Annotated in this window: 15 protein-coding genes; 13 read left to right on the top strand and 2 right to left on the bottom strand. The window is 62.7% G+C overall.

Annotated features, from left to right (window positions below):
• Positions 1-199: 199 nt before the first annotated feature.
• Positions 200-1,315, bottom strand: a complete 1,116-nt coding sequence (locus NKH99_RS30295; RefSeq protein ID WP_352969309.1) for a hypothetical protein — start codon at positions 1,313-1,315, stop codon at positions 200-202.
• A 522-nt stretch (positions 1,316-1,837) separates the two neighbouring features.
• Here NKH99_RS30295 and NKH99_RS30300 point away from each other — a divergent pair.
• From NKH99_RS30300 to NKH99_RS30360, 13 genes are all read left to right on the top strand, one after another.
• Entirely contained in the window at positions 1,838-2,965 is a 1,128-nt protein-coding gene (locus NKH99_RS30300; protein WP_353017501.1) for a transporter substrate-binding protein, read from the top strand.
• On the top strand, positions 2,962-3,564 hold the full coding sequence (locus tag NKH99_RS30305; RefSeq protein WP_352455770.1) for an ANTAR domain-containing response regulator: 603 nt from the start codon (positions 2,962-2,964) through the stop codon (positions 3,562-3,564). Before NKH99_RS30300 ends, NKH99_RS30305 begins: the two co-directional genes overlap by 4 nt.
• Before the next feature lie 19 nt (positions 3,565-3,583).
• Positions 3,584-4,450, top strand: coding sequence for an ABC transporter permease (locus tag NKH99_RS30310; protein ID WP_353017517.1), 867 nt, complete (start codon positions 3,584-3,586; stop codon positions 4,448-4,450).
• A complete protein-coding gene (locus NKH99_RS30315) occupies positions 4,447-5,367 on the top strand; it encodes an ABC transporter permease (RefSeq protein WP_352502518.1) in 921 nt (306 codons plus the stop codon). The genes NKH99_RS30310 and NKH99_RS30315 overlap by 4 nt, the downstream gene beginning before the upstream one ends.
• 32 nt (positions 5,368-5,399) lie before the next feature.
• Complete coding sequence (locus NKH99_RS30320; RefSeq protein WP_352969302.1) at positions 5,400-7,043, top strand: ABC transporter substrate-binding protein; 1,644 nt, start codon at positions 5,400-5,402, stop codon at positions 7,041-7,043.
• Positions 7,033-7,977, top strand: coding sequence for an acetamidase/formamidase family protein (locus NKH99_RS30325; protein WP_353017503.1), 945 nt, complete (start codon positions 7,033-7,035; stop codon positions 7,975-7,977). Before NKH99_RS30320 ends, NKH99_RS30325 begins: the two co-directional genes overlap by 11 nt.
• Entirely contained in the window at positions 7,974-9,770 is a 1,797-nt protein-coding gene (locus tag NKH99_RS30330; RefSeq protein ID WP_353017505.1) for an ABC transporter ATP-binding protein, read from the top strand. Before NKH99_RS30325 ends, NKH99_RS30330 begins: the two co-directional genes overlap by 4 nt.
• 204 nt (positions 9,771-9,974) lie before the next feature.
• Complete coding sequence (locus NKH99_RS30335) at positions 9,975-10,859, top strand: dihydrodipicolinate synthase family protein (protein ID WP_352969296.1); 885 nt, start codon at positions 9,975-9,977, stop codon at positions 10,857-10,859.
• Between the two features lie 39 nt (positions 10,860-10,898).
• Positions 10,899-11,558 carry a GntR family transcriptional regulator gene (locus tag NKH99_RS30340; protein ID WP_023674176.1) on the top strand — a complete coding sequence of 220 codons (660 nt, stop codon included), beginning with the start codon at positions 10,899-10,901 and terminating at the stop codon, positions 11,556-11,558.
• Between the two features lie 61 nt (positions 11,559-11,619).
• Positions 11,620-12,957, top strand: a complete 1,338-nt coding sequence (locus NKH99_RS30345) for an extracellular solute-binding protein (RefSeq protein ID WP_023674177.1) — start codon at positions 11,620-11,622, stop codon at positions 12,955-12,957.
• Positions 12,958-12,992: 35 nt separating this feature from the next.
• Positions 12,993-13,895, top strand: coding sequence for a carbohydrate ABC transporter permease (locus NKH99_RS30350; protein WP_352476784.1), 903 nt, complete (start codon positions 12,993-12,995; stop codon positions 13,893-13,895).
• Positions 13,896-14,717, top strand: coding sequence for a carbohydrate ABC transporter permease (locus NKH99_RS30355; RefSeq protein ID WP_023674179.1), 822 nt, complete (start codon positions 13,896-13,898; stop codon positions 14,715-14,717).
• 40 nt (positions 14,718-14,757) lie between these two features.
• Complete coding sequence (locus tag NKH99_RS30360) at positions 14,758-15,816, top strand: ABC transporter ATP-binding protein (protein ID WP_352771655.1); 1,059 nt, start codon at positions 14,758-14,760, stop codon at positions 15,814-15,816.
• A 49-nt stretch (positions 15,817-15,865) separates the two neighbouring features.
• Here NKH99_RS30360 and NKH99_RS30365 read toward each other — a convergent pair whose 3' ends face one another.
• Positions 15,866-16,369 carry a hypothetical protein gene (locus NKH99_RS30365; protein ID WP_353017507.1) on the bottom strand — a complete coding sequence of 168 codons (504 nt, stop codon included), beginning with the start codon at positions 16,367-16,369 and terminating at the stop codon, positions 15,866-15,868.
• Between the last annotated feature and the right edge of the window lie 184 nt (positions 16,370-16,553).

Genomic DNA, 16,553 nt, shown 5'->3' on the forward strand with positions numbered 1-16,553 from the left:
GGAGGTCGCGTCGACCTTAATCAAGACGCTTCGGTGCGAGTGGATCCACGGCTTCATCGCCGACTTCTTCAACACTATCGGTCGAACTCGGTCGTTCAGAGTGATTGGGTTTTGACCCAAGCATTCTGCAGCCAAGTGGAAACGCGCCTAAAATAGATAGAGCGGAATGCTCGGTTCAACTTGAGCGTGTCCCGCTCTACTAGCTGAAACGGCTTCCGATCAACCGGCTCCACTGCTCGCCCGCAAGCCCGTTCAGGAAGACTTGCGAGTTCTTCATCGCGTCCAAAAGCTCTAGATCACGTGAATGTACCACCGTTGAGGCAACGGTCAGGAAAGCAATGCGTCGTCCAAGCATCGCCTCCAGAAGTGCAGGTTGAATACGTCCGCGCAGGCCGCTGACGCCGCGCGCGGCGGCGTGATCGATCAGGCAGTCAATCACCGGGCCCGCCTGGCCGGGGAGGGCGAAGATCTGCAGCACGCGACCAATTTCATACTTCCGTGCGTAGTAGGCGAAAGCGCCGACATTGGTGCCGACTGGCGACGTCACACAAACGTAGACAAGCTCGCCCAGATCCGGCTTTTGCGCCGCATCGGTCAGGATGTGGTCGAGTTGATCTTCCGTCCAGTCAGGCCGCAGGGCGAATTGAGCGGTAAACGGTTCGATGAGCCTGGCAAATGCATGGCTGTCGATTTCGGATGTACGAAATGCTCCGTGGCCTGCCCCGTCCACCGCCACACCCGACCAACGTCGCTCGCTGGACGTCATCCTTCTGCAGTAAAATCGGTCGATTGTACGCGCCAGCGGATTGAGCATTCGCGCAAGCGCCATGCGATTGGCGGAAAGGCTGAGCATGAAGGCAGCGGGGCGCATCACGCGGACCCAGTCAAGGCTGTATTGCGGCAGGACCACGCCGCGCAGCCGGGTCCACAATTTCACGGAAATATCGTTGGCCGTCTCGCTGAAGGAGATGTCCTGCGGACCATCCAGGTAAGCTTTCAGCAAGCGGGCGCCGGCCAGCGGATCGTGCTCATGGTCCTCGACCATGAGCGAGCTACAGATGGCCGCGCGTAGTTGTCGGCCGTTGAACGTCATCGGCAGGACGTGGACGCCGACAAATCCGGAGACGCGACCGGCGTCGTTGACATGGACAAGCGACCGGAGGTTGTCTGCGCAACCGGGCGCATCCAGATAAAACCGTTTCATGTATTCCACGAGAGAGGCCGGCGCTTCGGTCCTCTCCTTCAACAGCACGCGCTGAAACATGTTCGCAACTGCCGGGAGGTCGGCGCCTTGCAAGGCGCGAATGACGCTCAAGCCCGGCTCCCGCCACCAAAGTCCCATCCACCGAGCTTCCGGGCCAAGGCGACGCGAGGCACGAGAACATCGGGCGCGCGTTCCAACTCGACGCCCATCAAGCCGTGCAACCTCGGCCAGTTGGCATCGCCCCGGTGACCGAACGGAGTGCTGAATTGCTGCGGCAAGGTGGAACCCTTTGCTTGACCGACGAAAAGCCGGCGTCATTGCTGCTAGCAGATTCAGGTAAACCGATATTAAAGTCGTTGCTTTGAATGGTAGCGAACCGGGTTTGTCCGGCCCCATACCTGGACATCAGCAATTTTGGTTCCTGGCGGACTCTGCACAACCAGCGGCATGAGTTGCGTGCTGCGCGCCCAACGGTTTCGGCTGGCCAAAGTTTCGCGCGGCGGCTCTTGACTGGGAGCGCGGGCGTAATACGGTGAGGACAAATACCGGCTCCGACCGCCGGGCGGCAAGAATGCCTCGTATGCCTCGCCCTGCGGCGGTGGCTGCGGGGCATTGTCATTTTTGAGGCATTGCTTGAAACGGCATATCGAGATAGGCATTCTCTATTCGCGGTCCGGCAACTACCGGCTGGTGTCCGAATCCTGCCGTGCGGGTGCGATGAACGCCATCGCCGACGTCAACGCCGATCTCGCTATCCCATTCGAATTCATCCCGATCGAGCGCGACCCGCAGGGCAACATCGATCGCTATGCAAGCGGCTGCGCGGACATTCTCGCCAACAGCGGCGCGCGTCACATCATTGGCTGCGTCACCTCGTGGAGCCGCAAGGAGGTCATTCCAATCCTGGAAAGGGCAGGCGGCACGCTGTGGTACGCCTGCCCGTACGAGGGCTTCGAAGCCAACGAGCATGTCGTCTACACACACGCCTGCCCCAATCAGCATCTCGTACCGCTGCTTGCCTATGTCGTGCCTCGTTTCGGCGCCGACGGCTTCCTGCTCGGTTCCAACTACATCTGGGGCTGGGAGACTAACCGCGTGGCGCGCGACCTGATTGCGGACGCTGGCGGCAAGGTGCTGGGCGAACGCTATCTGCCGCTCGGCGAGGTCGATGTTGCGCGGCTGATCGCGGAGATAGAGGCGACGAGACCTGATTTCATTCTGAACAATCTCATCGGCCCTTCTTCTTATGCCTTCATCGCTGCCTATGCGGAGCTTGGCCGGCGCGACCCGCATTTCAGGCCGGAGCGTTGCCCGATCCTGTCCTGCAATCTCACGGAATGCGAATTGCCGGCGCTCAACGGGGCAGGCGATGGCCACCTTTCCGTTGGGCCCTATTTTCACGACATCTCGGGGGCGGATCGCGGTGCGGTTCCAGTGCCTTCCGTCATGCCGGCCTCATCCTTCGAGGCGGCGGCTTATGCCTCGGTGCGCATGCTCGCCGAGATCCTCACCCTTAACCCCGGTGCACAATGGACGGACCTTCCCAAGGTCTTTTCCGAAACATCATTTCGAACGCCACTGGGCGACATCGCCATCGACCCGCAAACCCAGCATGCTACCTTGCCGGTGCTAATCGGACGTATCGATGGAACATCGTTCAAAACGGTCACGCTGACGAAGGGCGTGGCACCGGATCCCTACCTTTCCCGCTATGACCGGACGGAGACGTTCGGGCGGCCACGCCTGCGGGTGGTGTCGTGAGCAAGATGGCGCGTATCCCGAATCTTGGAGGCGCCAGGGCTTTTGTCCTGCATCGTCCACATCCGACCGTGCAGGCGATCACAAGGCAATTGTCGGCCATCGGCCTTGAGGCGATTGGCTTCTGGCCGGAACTGCCGGCCGAAGCCTTGGCGGCGGACTTCGTCTTCTTCGACGTCGATCTCGGCTTTGACGAGCAATTTCCGTGGAAGCCGGGCGAGGCGCCGATGCCGCTGATAGCACTGATCGGCTCCGAGGCGCCGGGGCGCGTCGAATGGGCATTGTCGCACAAGGCCGATGCGCAGTTGCTGAAACCGGTCGGCAATGCCGGCGTTTACAGCGCACTTTTGATCGCAAGGCAGAGTTTCGAGGCGCGCAAGCTTCTGGCCAGCGAGATTGCCTCGCTTCGTCAGCGGGTCGCGGAGCGCCAGACCATCGTACGCGCGGTAGAGGTCTTGTCGAAGGGCGCCGAGGACGGCCGTGCCTATGCGCAGCTCCGCTCGCTGGCGATGAGCTGGCAAATCAGTGTCGAGGAAGCCGCGCGCAGGATCGTGGCGATGACACAAGAAGAAGGCGACGATGACCAATCCGATCGCGCCTGAGCTTTCGGCCGCCGGGCGTATGCCAGCCAAGCCTCGCGCCGGCGTCTGGCGACGTCTGCTAAAACGGCCTCTCGCTTTGCTCGGCCTCGGGATTATTGCCGTTGTCTTGGCCGGCGCCATTCTTGCACCGTGGCTGACAGGCTACGATCCGAACGAGCAGATGTTCGACGGGCTCACGCTTGAAGGCGCGCCACTGCCGCCGGGGGGCCAATTCTGGCTAGGCACCGACCTGCTTGGCCGCGACCTGCTGACCCGTCTCCTATTCGGCGCGCGCACGTCGCTGATCATCGGCATCGTCGCCAATGGCGTGGCGCTTCTGATCGGCACGCTGGTCGGCATCACCGCCGGCTATTTCCGCGGCTGGATCGGCAGCGCGCTTATGCGCTTCACCGATTTGATGATGGCTTTCCCGGCGCTGCTGCTCGCCATCTGCCTGGCGGCGGTGCTCCAGCCGAGCCTGTGGATCGTCGCCATGGTGATCGCATTGGTGAACTGGGTGCAGACCGCCCGCGTCATCTACACCGAGACAAGTTCGCTCTCCGAACGCGAGTTCATCGATGCCGAGCGCACCATCGGCGCTAGCGCTCCACGCATCCTGTTCCGCCATATCCTGCCACATCTTTTGCCGACGATCATCGTCTGGGGCACGCTCGGTATTTCGACCACGGTGCTGCTCGAAGCGACGCTCAGCTATCTCGGCATCGGCGTGCAACCGCCGACCGCGTCATGGGGCAACATCATCTTCGAGAACCAGACCTATTTCCAGGCCGCGCCCTGGCTGGTCTTCTTTCCCGGTGCGGCGATCCTGGCACTGGCGCTGGCCTTCAACCTGATCGGTGACGCACTGCGCGACATCCTCGATCCGACGCAAAGGGGGCGGGCATGATCGCCTATCTCGGCCGCCGCGTTGTCCAGTCGGTGCTCATCTTGCTCGGCGTCTCTCTGATCACCTTTGCGCTGCTCTACCTGCTGCCCGCCGATCCCGTCCGCCAGATCGCCGGCCGCAGCGCCACACCCGAGACGGTCGAAAACATCCGCCGGCAGCTCGGCCTCGACCAGCCCTTCGTCGTCCAGTATTGGCACTATCTGACCAGCCTTCTCAGCGGCGATCTGGGGCGTTCCTACATTCAGCGCTCGGAGGTCACGGAGCTTATCGTCTCGCGGCTGCCGGCAAGCCTGCTGCTGATGGTCGGCGCCATTGCCTGCGAAGTCGTGATCGGGCTGACGATGGGCCTCATCGCCGCCGTCAAGCGTGGCACCGCCACCGACCAGTCGCTGATGGTCGCCTCCTTCGTTGGCGTCTCGGCGCCGCAATTCGTCGTCGGCCTGCTGCTGCTTTATGTGTTCGCGGTGCGGCTCGGCTGGTTCCCGATCGGCGGTTACGGCACCTGGCGTCATCTGGTGCTGCCGTCGCTGACCATGGGAATTCTCGGCGCCGGCTGGTACGCCCGCATGATGCGCTCGTCGATGATCGACGTGCTGCGCCAGGACTACGTGCGTACCGCGCGTGCCAAGGGTCTTGCACGCAGCGCCATTATCCTCCGGCACGCGCTGCCCAACGCCATCCTGCCGGTCATCGCCATGATCGGCATCGATATCGGCATCTTCATGGGCGGCATCGTGGTTGTCGAAAGCGTGTTCGGCTGGCCAGGCATCGGCCAGCTAGCCTGGCAGGCCATTCAGCGCATCGACATTCCGATCATCATGGGGGTCACCCTGGTTTCGGCCTTTGCCATCGTGCTCGGCAATCTCCTGGCCGACACTGTCGCACCGTTCATCGATCCACGCATCAAGCTCAGATGAAAACCAAGAAAACCAGAGAAAGGGAACATGACATGAGAAAATATCTGATATCGACCGTGGCGGCATCGGCGCTTGCGCTGGTGCTTGGCATGACAAGCGTACGCGCCGAAGACGCCGTCGATCCGAATGCCAAGCAGGGCGGCGCGATCACCATCACCTACAAGGACGACGTCGCCACGCTCGATCCGGCCATCGGCTATGACTGGCAGAACTGGTCGATGATCAAGAGCCTGTTCGACGGGCTGATGGACTACGAGCCGGGCACCACCAACCTGCGGCCCGACCTTGCCGAGACCTACGAGATTGCGCCCGACGGCAAGACCTTCACCTTCAAGCTGCGCCACGGAGTGAAGTTCCACAATGGCCGCGAGATGACCGCCGACGACGTGAAATATTCGCTCGACCGGGTCACCAATCCAAAGACACAGAGCCCGGGTGCCGGCTTCTTCGGCTCGATCAAAGGCTATGACAACGTCGCTGCCGGCAAGGCGGAAAGCCTGGCGGGCATAACCGTCGTCGATCCCTACACGATCAAGTTCGAGCTGACCCGGCCCGACGCCACCTTCCTGCATGTCATGGCGATCAACTTCTCGCATGTGGTGCCGAAGGAAGAAGTCGAAAAATACGGCGCAGACTTCGGCAAACATCCGGTCGGAACCGGCGCCTTCAAGCTCGCCGAATGGACGCTCGGCCAGCGCGTGGTCTTCGAGCGCAACCCGGATTACTGGCACAAGGGTCTGCCGCATCTCGACAAGATCACCTTTGAGATCGGCCAGGAGCCGATCGTGGCGCTGCTGCGGCTCCAAAAAGGCGAGATCGACGTCCCCGGCGACGGCATTCCGCCGGCGAAATTCCAGGAGGTGATGGCCGATCCCGAGCAGAAGGCCCGTGTCGTCGAGGGCGGCCAGTTGCACACCGGCTATATCACCATGAATACCACCATGGCGCCCTTCGACAACGTGAAGGTGCGGCAGGCGGTCAACATGGCGATCAACAAGGACCGCATCGTCCAGCTGATCAACAACCGTGCGGTGCCGGCCAATCAGCCGTTGCCGCCGTCGATGCCTGGCTATGACAAGGAATTCAAGGGCTATCCCTATGACGTGGCCAAGGCCAAGGCCTTGCTTGCCGAGGCCGGGCATCCCGACGGGTTTGACACGCAGCTGTTTGCCATGAACACCGATCCCAACCCGCGCATCGCGCAGGCCATTCAGCAGGATCTGGCGGCGGTCGGCATCAAGGCCAGCATCCAGTCGCTCGCGCAGGCCAACGTCATCGCCGCCGGCGGCGACAAGGCGGGTGCGCCGATGATCTGGTCCGGCGGCATGGCCTGGATCGCCGACTTCCCCGATCCGTCGAACTTCTACGGCCCGATCCTCGGCTGCGCTGGTGCCGTCCCGGGCGGCTGGAACTGGTCGTGGTATTGCAACAAGGAGCTCGACGCCAAGGCGGCCGAAGCCGACTCCATCGTTGACCCGGCCAAGGCTGGCGAACGCGCCAAGATGTGGAGCGAGATCTACGGCAAGATCATGGAAGACGCTCCTTGGGCACCGGTCTTCAACGAGCAGCGTTTCACCATGAAATCAACCCGCATGGGTGGTGCCGACAACCTCTATGTCGACCCGGTCCACATCCCGATCAACTACGACAATGTGTATGTGACCGATGTGCAATAACTGCGACTACACCATCCACGGGCGCCACCATCATTTCGGCTGGGACAATTCCTTTGTCCCGGCCGAACGGGTGGCGCCAGGGTCGACGATCGAGTTCCAGTGCCTGGACTCGTCCGGCGGGCAGCTGACGATCGAGAGCACCGTCGACGACGTTGCTTTGCTCGATTTTGTCAAGGTGAACCCGGTCACTGGGCCAATCTATGTCGAAGGGGCAGAGCCGGGCGATGCCCTGAAAATCACCATCGAGGCGTTCAAGCCGTCCGGCTTCGGCTGGACGGCGAATATCCCGGGATTCGGTCTGCTGGCGGATGACTTCTCCCAACCGGCACTGAATATCTGGAAGTACGACGCCGCCTCGCTCGAACCGGCGCTGTTCGGCAAGAGCGGCCGGGTGCCGCTCAAGCCCTTCGCCGGCACCATCGGCAATGCCCCGGCTGAGCCGGGTCTGCATTCGGTGGTCCCGCCGCGGCGCGTGGGCGGCAATCTGGACATCCGTGATCTCGCCGCCGGCACGGTTCTCTACCTCCCTGTGGAGGTCGCGGGAGCGTTGTTCTCGGTCGGCGACACGCACGCCGCGCAGGGTGACGGCGAGGTCTGCGGCACGGCGATCGAGAGCCCCATGAACGCCGTGCTGACGCTCGATCTGGTCAAGGATGCCCGGCTGCGGACGCCGCGTTTCACAACGCCCGGTCCGGTGTCGCGGCATCTCGACGCCAAGGGCTACGAGGTGACAACCGGTATCGGGCCGGATCTGATGGACGGCGCCAGGAGCGCCGTTTCCCAGATGATCGACCTGCTCTCCGGCCGCTACCGCATGGATCCGGTAGATGCCTATATGCTCGTCTCGGTTTGCGGTGACCTGCGCATCAGCGAGATCGTCGACATGCCCAACTGGGTGGTTTCGTTCTACTTCCCCCGCTGCGTCTTTGAATGAAGGTGGAGGACATCAAACGATCCGGGCAGGCCGCCGCGGAGAGTGGCTCTGTCAGGCCGGTACTCAGCGTCTCAGGTCTGAGCGTCGCCGTGCGCGGCGAGGAGGGCGAGCGCGACGTCGTTTCCGACCTGACATTCGGCCTGATGCGCGGCGAAACGCTTTGCATCGCCGGCGAGTCCGGTTCCGGCAAGTCGATGACGGCGCTGGCCATCATGGGCTTGCTGCCGCAGCCGGCGGCACGCATCGGATCAGGCTCCATCCGGCTCGGCGATCAGGATCTCGCCGCTCTCAGCGAGAGCGGCATGCGCCGCATCCGCGGCAACCGTATTGCCATGATCTTTCAGGAACCGATGACATCGCTCAATCCGGTGCTGTCCATCGGCCGTCAGCTCACGGAGGCGATCGAGGCACACACCTCGATGTCGCGCTCCAACTCGCGGCTGAGGGCGCTCGAGGCGCTGAAGGCAGTCCGAATTCCGGATGCCGAACGGCGGCTCGAGCACTATCCGCACGAACTCTCAGGCGGCATGCGTCAGCGCGTGATGATTGCCATGGCTCTGGCCCTGAACCCGGACGTGCTGATCGCCGATGAGCCGACGACCGCCCTCGATGTCACGGTTCAGGGTGAGGTGCTGGAACTGCTGCGCGACCTGCAGCGCGAGCACGGCACCAGCGTTATCCTGATCACGCACGACATGGGCGTCGTCGCCGAGATGGCGGACCGCGTCATCATCATGCGCGACGGCCGGATGGTCGAGCAGGGCAGCGCGGCTGACATCTTCAATCGCCCGCAGGCCGACTATACACGCGAGCTTCTGGCCGCCGTGCCGCGCATCGGCGGCGGACGGACCGCCGAAGAACGACAAGACGCCGCCAACATGCCGGCCGAGCTTGTATCTGTCAGCGATCTTCACGTCCGCTTCGACCTGCACGGCGGCTTCTTCGGCCGCGTTGACCGCAGGGTGCACGCGGTCGAAGGCGTGAGTTTCTCGATCGCGCCGCACGAAACCCTGTCGCTGGTCGGCGAATCGGGCTGCGGCAAGTCGACGACGGCCAAGGCGATCGCCGGGCTGGTGCCCTTCACCGGCAGCATTTCAATCGGTGGCCACGACCTGTCGGCGCTCAGCCGCAAGGAGCGCAAGGCTGTCCGCCGCAATGTGCAGATGATCTTTCAGGATCCCTTCGCGTCCCTCGACCCGCGCATGCGGGTCGGCGATCTCGTCGCCGAGCCTCTGCTGATCCACGGCCTCGGCGACGGAGAGCAACGGCATGCCCAGATCGCCGCCCTGTTCGAACGCGTCGGCCTCTCCGCTGACCAGATGGAGCGCTATCCCCACGAATTCTCCGGCGGGCAGCGCCAGCGAATCTGCATTGCACGGGCGCTGGCGCTGCGACCAAAGCTGATCATTGCCGACGAGAGCGTCTCTGCTCTCGACGTGTCGGTGCAGGCGCGCGTGTTAAGATTGCTGAAGGAGCTGCAGCGTGAATTCGGCGTCGCATATCTCTTCATCTCGCACGACATGGCGGTGGTCGAGAACATCTCCGATCGCGTGGCGGTAATGTATCTGGGGCAGATCGTCGAGATGGGCACCCGCGACCAGATCTTCTCCAACCCGCGCCATCCTTACACAAAGCGGCTGATCGAAGCCGTTCCGGTTCCCGATCCAGGCCGGCGTCGCGCCCGGTTCGCCCGTTTGGACAGCGAAATTCCAAGCGCTGTGCGGCGCATCGGTGACGAGCCCGGGAAACTCAAGCTCGAAGATGTTGGCGACGGCCACCTCGTCGCCACTTGATCGAGCTTAGGCTGCCTCGTCCAGCCAATCCCGCAGAGGCTCGGGGACAGCTGCATATGTGATGTTCGAGCGGCGGAAAATGATCGGCGATGGCGCTGCCGCGGCAGCGCCGTTCGGCGATGCCGAGTTGACAAGATCACCCGTTTACATCTGACATGTTAGCGTGCTAACGCTACGTCCACATTGATTACAACGGAGATCGCATTGGCTTCCCGCTTTGGTCTTTCGGTTGCCCTGACCACACCCTTCGACCCGTCGGGGCAGATAGCGCTCGCGCCGATGATCGCGCATGCCCGAGCCTGCCTTGGTGCCGGCTGCAGCAGCGCGACGCTGTTCGGCACCACCGGCGAAGGAGCCTCGGTCGGCACCGACGAGCGACGGGTCGTCACCGAGGCCATGCTGGCGGCCGGTATTCCGCCACATCAGCTCGTCGCCGGAGTGCTGGTCGATGCAGCCGAAGATGCCGCCGATCAGGCCCGGCACGCTTTGCAGCGCGGCGTTCGCAACATTCTGCTCGCTCCGCCGAGCTACTTCAAGAATGTCGGCGAGGACGGGCTGTTCGGATGGTTTTCCGCCGTCTTCGCCGCACTCGGTCCGCTGGCGCGCGACGTGCTGCTCTATAACATCCCCTCAGTCACCATGGTGCCGCTCCCGCTTGGGCTGATCGGCCGGCTGCGCGCCGCCTTTCCCGCTGTGGTGGCCGGGGTGAAGGATTCCGGCGGGGACTGGAGCTACAGTGAGGCGCTGCTTGAGGCGCACGGCGATCTGGTGATCCTCATCGGCGACGAACGGCATCTGGCGAGAAGCGTGCGCCGCGGCGGACAGGGCGCGATTTCCGGCATGGCTAATTTTGTTACCGGCGAAATCCGGGCAATGGTCGAAAACGGGGGCGACGACCCACGCGTCGAAGACTTCGTGCTCGAATTGCTCAAATACCCGGTCACGCCGGCGGTGAAGGTCATGGTCGCGCGCAAGACCGGCGACGAGCGCTGGCTGGCGGTCCGCCCGCCCCTAGAGGCGATCGATCCACAGGGACAGCGGCAGCTTGCCGCTGCCTACGACAGGCTGTTTGCGACAGAGGCGGCCTGACCGACAAGGCCGGGCCGACCGACAAGGAAGCGAGCTGAAGTGGAAGACGGCAGCGAACCGATCACTCTCCGGGAGAAGGCCTATGCCAGCTTCACGCGGCATTTGCTGGCCCGCGATCTGCGGCCGGGGCAGTTCGTGTCACAGCGCGAACTGGTCGCTTTCACCGGGCTGCCGCTGGGTGCCATTCGCGAGATCGTCCCGCGTCTCGAGGCCGAGGGACTGCTGACCACCATCCCGCAGCGCGGCATGCAGATCGCGCATATCGATATCAATCTGATCCGCGAGGCGTTTCAGTTTCGGTTGTTCATGGAACGCGAGGCAGTGGCGCTATTCACGACCAGCGCTTCTGATGCCGAACTTGCCCGCATGCGGCGCGAACATGAAGAGATGCTGGCTCAAGCTCTCGGGCAGGCGCCGACGCCGGAAATGGAAGCCAAGGCCCAGAACATCGACTGGGCGATGCACGACACCTTCATCAATGCGCTCGGCAACGAGATTATCGCCAAGGCCTATCTGGTCAACTCGGTGAAAATCCGGCTGATCCACCAGGAGCGTTTCCGCATCGACGGTCGTGTGGTGCCGGTGATGCGCGAACATTTGGCGGTCATCGAAGCCATGGAGAGCCGTAATCCGCAAAAAGCGGTTGAAGCGATCAGTCTGCATATCGACAATGCGCGCCGGCTGGCGCTCCAGATCTGAGGAAATATAGCCGCGCCGCGGTTCGCGGCGCATCCACAACGACAGCAACCGGGAGGAAGAAATGTCGTCCAATCTGTTCAACCCAACCAGGAGGCAACTCCTTGCCGGAACCGCGGCGCTAACCGCTGCCGGCCTTGTGGGGCTTCGCCCCGGCTTTGCCGCAGGCGTTGACTGGAAACGCTTTGCCGGGACGACGCTTGACGTCAATCTGGTGAAAAGCCCGCGCAGCGACACCATCCTGAAATATCTCGCCGAGTTCGAGGAACTGACCGGCATCAAGGTCAATGCCGAGGCAACGCCCGAGCAGCAGCAGCGCCAGAAGACGGTGATCGAGTTGAGCTCGGGCAAGCCGAGCTTCGACGTCGTGCATCTGAGCTACCACGTGCAGAAGCGCCAGTTCGAGAAGGGTGGCTGGCTGGCCGACATCGCCGGCTATCTCGCCGATCCGTCGCTCACCGACCCGGCGCTGGTCGAAAGCGACTTCGCCGAAGCCGGCATGCTGTTTGCCAAGGACGGCCAGGGCGTGCTGCGCTCGCTACCGTTCTCGGTGGACTACTGGATCCTGTATTGGAACAAGGAGCTGTTCGAGGCCAAGGGCCTCAAATACCCAGAGACCTTCGAGCAACTGGTGGCAGCCGCCGAAGCGCTGACCGACCCCTCGACCAATACATACGGCTTCGTCGCCCGCGGGCTCAAGAACGCAAACACGCCGGTGTGGACGTCGCTGATGCTCGGCTACGACATGACGCCGCTAGATGACAAGGGCAAGCTGCGCACCGAGGCTCCCGAGGCGATCGAGGCTGCCGCGCTCTATCAAAGATTGATGACCAAGTCCGCCCCTCCGGGCGTTACCGGGTTCAACTGGGCCGAAGCACAGTCGGCCTTCCTGCAGGGCAAGATCGGCATGTGGCTCGACGGCGTGGGTTTTGCCCCGCCGATGGAAAATCCGGAAAAATCGAGGGTGGTCGGCAAGGTCGGTTATGGCGTGATGCCCAAGGGTCCCAAGGCGCATGCCTCGGGCACCTTCGGCGACGGGATTGGCGTTACCGCCGCCAGCGAGAAGAAGGAGGCTGCCTATCTGTTCTGCCAGTGGGCGGTATCGCCAACCATGGGTGCACGGCTGTTGCAGGCCGGCGCCGGCGTTCCGTTCCGCAAATCCGTGCTGGAGGATCCCAAGGTGCGCGAAGGCGTCACCATGCCGGCAAGCTGGCTTGATGCCGTGGTCGGCTCGGGCAATATCAGTCGGCTGGCACTGCCGGTCATCATCCCGGTCACGGAATTCCGCGACATCTATGGCGTGGCGCTGACCAACATGATTGCCGGCGCCGATCCCGCCGCGGAGCTGAAGAAGGCCACCGAACAGTTCCAGCCGGTTCTCGACAGGAGCGAGCAGGGCTGATGTCGGCCACCACCCCAGAACAGACCGGGGTGACGATGCCGGTTATCGATGGGAGCCAGACGATCCGGCTGGCTCCCAACTACTGGCCTTTCGTTGTCCCCGCACTTGTCGTCGTCGGCGCCGTCATCGTTTTCCCCTGGGCTTTCACCCTGTGGATGAGCGTCAATCGCTGGACGCTCGGCCAGTCGCGGAGCTTTGCCGGGATGGAAAACTATCTCCGCCTGGCCAGCGACCCACGTTTCTGGGAATCCCTTGTTCATACGTTGACCTACACCTTTCTCTCGGTTGCAGCGCCGATGCTGCTGGGCACTCTGGCCGCCCTGATCTTCGATGCCAGGTTTCCGCTGCGCGGCTTGCTGCGCGGCGTCTTCGTCATGCCGATGATGGCGACACCCGTTGCCGTCGCACTGGTTTGGACAATGATGTTCCATCCTCAGCTTGGCGTGCTCAACTACCTGCTGTCGCTGGTCGGCATCCCGGCTCAGGAATGGATATTCAACGCCAACACGGTCATCCCGTCGCTGGTTGCGGTCGAGACCTGGCAGTGGACGCCGCTGGTCATGCTGATCGTGCTTGGCGGGCTGGCCTCGGTGCCGCGCGAGCCCTTCGAAAGCGCCGAGATCGACGGCGCCAATGCCTGGCAGCAATTCCGCTATCTCACTCTGCCGATGATCGCGCCGTTCCTGATGATCGCGGTCATCATTCGCACCATCGATGCGCTGAAGAGCTTCGACATCATCTACGCGATGACCCAGGGCGGGCCGGGAACGGCGTCGGAGACCATCAACATCTATCTCTACAACACCGCCTTCTCCTACTACGATATCGGCTACGGTTCGGCCATGGCCGTGGTGTTCTTCGTCGTCATCGTGGCCCTGTCTTTTGTCCTGCTGATGCTGCGCCAACGCTCGCAGTGGATTGACACGGAGGGCAAATAGATGAGTTCACGGCTGCTCAACCAGATCGGTCTGTTTTTCGCTGCCTTGGTTTTCGTCTCGCCGGCGATCCTGTTCTTCCTCTGGATGATCTCTCTGTCGCTGAAGTTCGAAATCGACAACGGTGCCTATCCGCCGATCCTGATCCCCGAACGTTTCGCCTGGTCGAACTATGTAAAGGTGTTCGAGGAGAACAATTTCCTGCTCTATCTCTGGAATTCGGTTCTGGTGACCGGTACGGCGACCTTACTGGCACTGTTGATCGGCGTACCGGCCGGTTACGGCATCGCGCGGCTCAAGGCCGAGAGATCCGCCGTCGTCATCATGATCGCCCGCATGACGCCTGGGCTATCCTATCTCATCCCGCTGTTTCTGCTGTTCCAATGGATCGGGATACTCGGCACGCTGTGGCCGCAGATCATCATCCATCTGGTGGTGACGGTGCCGATCGTGGTGTGGGTGATGATCGGTTATTTCGAGACCACGCCGATGGAACTGGAAGAGGCGGCCAACATCGACGGCGCCAGCTCCTGGCAGGTTTTCCGGCTGGTTGCCCTGCCCATCGCCAAGCCGGGCATCGTCGTCGCCTTCATCCTGTCCGTGATCTTCTCGTGGAACAATTTCGTCTTCGGCGTGGTGCTCGCCAGCCGTGAGACGCGCACACTGCCGGTCGCCGTCTACAACATGCTGTCCTACGAGCAGGTGAGCTGGGGGCCGCTCGCCGCGGCGGCGCTGGTGGTGACGTTGCCGGTGCTGATCCTGACCATGTTCGCGCAAAGGCAGATCGTGGCGGGGCTGACCGCCGGCGCCGTCAAGGGCGGTTGAGCGCGCGCCCGGACATCACTCTTTTTCCAGGAAAGATCCAATGGCATCGGTAACGATCAACAACGTGCAGAAGGCCTTCGGGGCCACCAAGATCATTCACGACGTCAGCGTCGACATCGCCGACGGCGAATTCGTCATCCTGGTCGGCCCGTCGGGATGCGGAAAATCGACGCTGCTGCGCATGATCGCAGGCCTTGAGACGATCTCCGGCGGGAAGATCGCCATCGGCGAACGCATGGTCAACAATCTGCGCGCGCGGGACCGGAACATCGCCATGGTGTTCCAGAATTATGCGCTCTATCCGCATATGACCGTTGCCGACAACATGGGCTTTGCCCTCAAGATCAAGAAAGCCGACCCGGCCGACACCGCTGGCCGGGTCCGGAAGGCAGCCGGCATCCTCGGCCTGGAAAAGCTGCTTGACCGCTATCCGCGCCAGCTTTCGGGCGGCCAGCGCCAGCGCGTCGCCATGGGCCGCGCGATCGTACGTGACCCGCAGGTCTTTCTGTTCGACGAGCCGCTCTCCAACCTCGATGCCAAGTTGCGCGTCCAGATGCGCGGCGAGATCAAGGCCCTGCACCAGCGGCTGGGTACCACGACGATCTATGTCACGCACGACCAGATCGAGGCCATGACGATGGCCGACAAGATCGTCGTGCTGCATGACGGCCTGGTCGAGCAGATCGGCGCGCCGCTGGACCTCTACGACCATCCGGCCAACCTCTTCGTTGCCGGTTTCATCGGCTCGCCCGCCATGAACTTCATTGCCGGCCGCATCGAGGAGGGCGTGTTCCGCAGCGCCGGCGGGTTGGTCCTGCCGTTGCCGGAAGGCGCCCAGCCCGCGGATGCCGCAGGACGCGAACTCGTCTACGGCATTCGACCGGAACATATCCGGGCGACGGGGCAAGGCGTGCCGGGCACGATCACGCTTCTCGAGGCGACAGGCTCGGAAATCTTCGCCAGGGTCGACTGCTCCGGTGAAGAAATTTCCTGCCTTTTCCGAGAAAGGCTTGCGCTCAGGCAGGGCGAAGGGGTGCGGATCGAGATCGACCGCGCATGTGCGCATCTGTTCGACGCAGCAACCGGTCGGCGCATCTGACCCAATGGTCTGGTGAATCCGTGGTCGGCCTTAGGTCGGCAACGCGAATTCACCGGCGACTTCGATGGCGCGGCCTTCGCGGGCCGATCTCTGGGCGGGCGAGACCCATGACGGCGGCCCACCAGCCGTCTTGCAAGGTCACTTCCACTTTGCCTTGTTCGCGCACCGCAGCGGTGAAGCGGGCGTGCTCGAAATAGGTCGAACCGTTATGGTCGCCTGCCTCGAGCAGCCGGGGGTCGACGAGAATCTCCAGCAGTCGTGGTCCAGGCGGATTGCGCGGGCTGACGATCAACTGGGGCACTGGCGCAGGGCCAAACTGGGTCGGCCAGAAACGGCCTGGTCCGGGAACCAGACATTCGATCTTTCTGTCGCCGCCGACAGCGCAGAGTTGCTCCTGGTAGCGGCTGCCCTCGGCAAACATGCAGAGTTCCAGCATGGCGCGCGCCGCGAGGGCGCTCTCTGCGATCATTGCTGCCACAGGATGATCCGGAAACGCTTCAAAGTGAATTTTCTCGTGGGCGGTCTTCGGCACTACGGAGATCCGCGCCGGCATGTTCGCGCGCCTGAATCCGGCTGACTGACAATACGACCTGTGCTGAGGTTCAGTACGAACTGCCGATCAGGGCAGATGGGATGTTCGTCCGCGTGATAGCGGCGAGGCGTGAAATCCGCGATCGTTCTGCAGTTCTGCTTTGTTGCAGAGCCGCAGCCCGACGGAGACGTTCTCGTGAAACTGT

The organism is Mesorhizobium sp. M0854 (assembly GCF_040319815.1).
In the GTDB taxonomy this organism is placed as follows: domain Bacteria; phylum Pseudomonadota; class Alphaproteobacteria; order Rhizobiales; family Rhizobiaceae; genus Mesorhizobium.

Excerpts from the sequence above, each read along its gene's own strand:
- NKH99_RS30310 (WP_353017517.1), top strand. The coding sequence starts at position 3,584 with ATGCCAGCCAAGCCTCGCGCCGGCGTCTGGCGACGTCTGCTAAAACGG.
- NKH99_RS30315 (WP_352502518.1), top strand. The coding sequence starts at position 4,447 with ATGATCGCCTATCTCGGCCGCCGCGTTGTCCAGTCGGTGCTCATCTTG.
- NKH99_RS30320 (WP_352969302.1), top strand. The coding sequence starts at position 5,400 with ATGAGAAAATATCTGATATCGACCGTGGCGGCATCGGCGCTTGCGCTG.
- NKH99_RS30325 (WP_353017503.1), top strand. The coding sequence starts at position 7,033 with ATGTGCAATAACTGCGACTACACCATCCACGGGCGCCACCATCATTTC.
- NKH99_RS30330 (WP_353017505.1), top strand. The coding sequence starts at position 7,974 with ATGAAGGTGGAGGACATCAAACGATCCGGGCAGGCCGCCGCGGAGAGT.
- NKH99_RS30345 (WP_023674177.1), top strand. The coding sequence starts at position 11,620 with ATGTCGTCCAATCTGTTCAACCCAACCAGGAGGCAACTCCTTGCCGGA.
- NKH99_RS30350 (WP_352476784.1), top strand. The coding sequence starts at position 12,993 with ATGCCGGTTATCGATGGGAGCCAGACGATCCGGCTGGCTCCCAACTAC.
- NKH99_RS30355 (WP_023674179.1), top strand. The coding sequence starts at position 13,896 with ATGAGTTCACGGCTGCTCAACCAGATCGGTCTGTTTTTCGCTGCCTTG.
- NKH99_RS30360 (WP_352771655.1), top strand. The coding sequence starts at position 14,758 with ATGGCATCGGTAACGATCAACAACGTGCAGAAGGCCTTCGGGGCCACC.
- NKH99_RS30365 (WP_353017507.1), bottom strand. The coding sequence starts at position 16,369 with ATGCCGGCGCGGATCTCCGTAGTGCCGAAGACCGCCCACGAGAAAATT.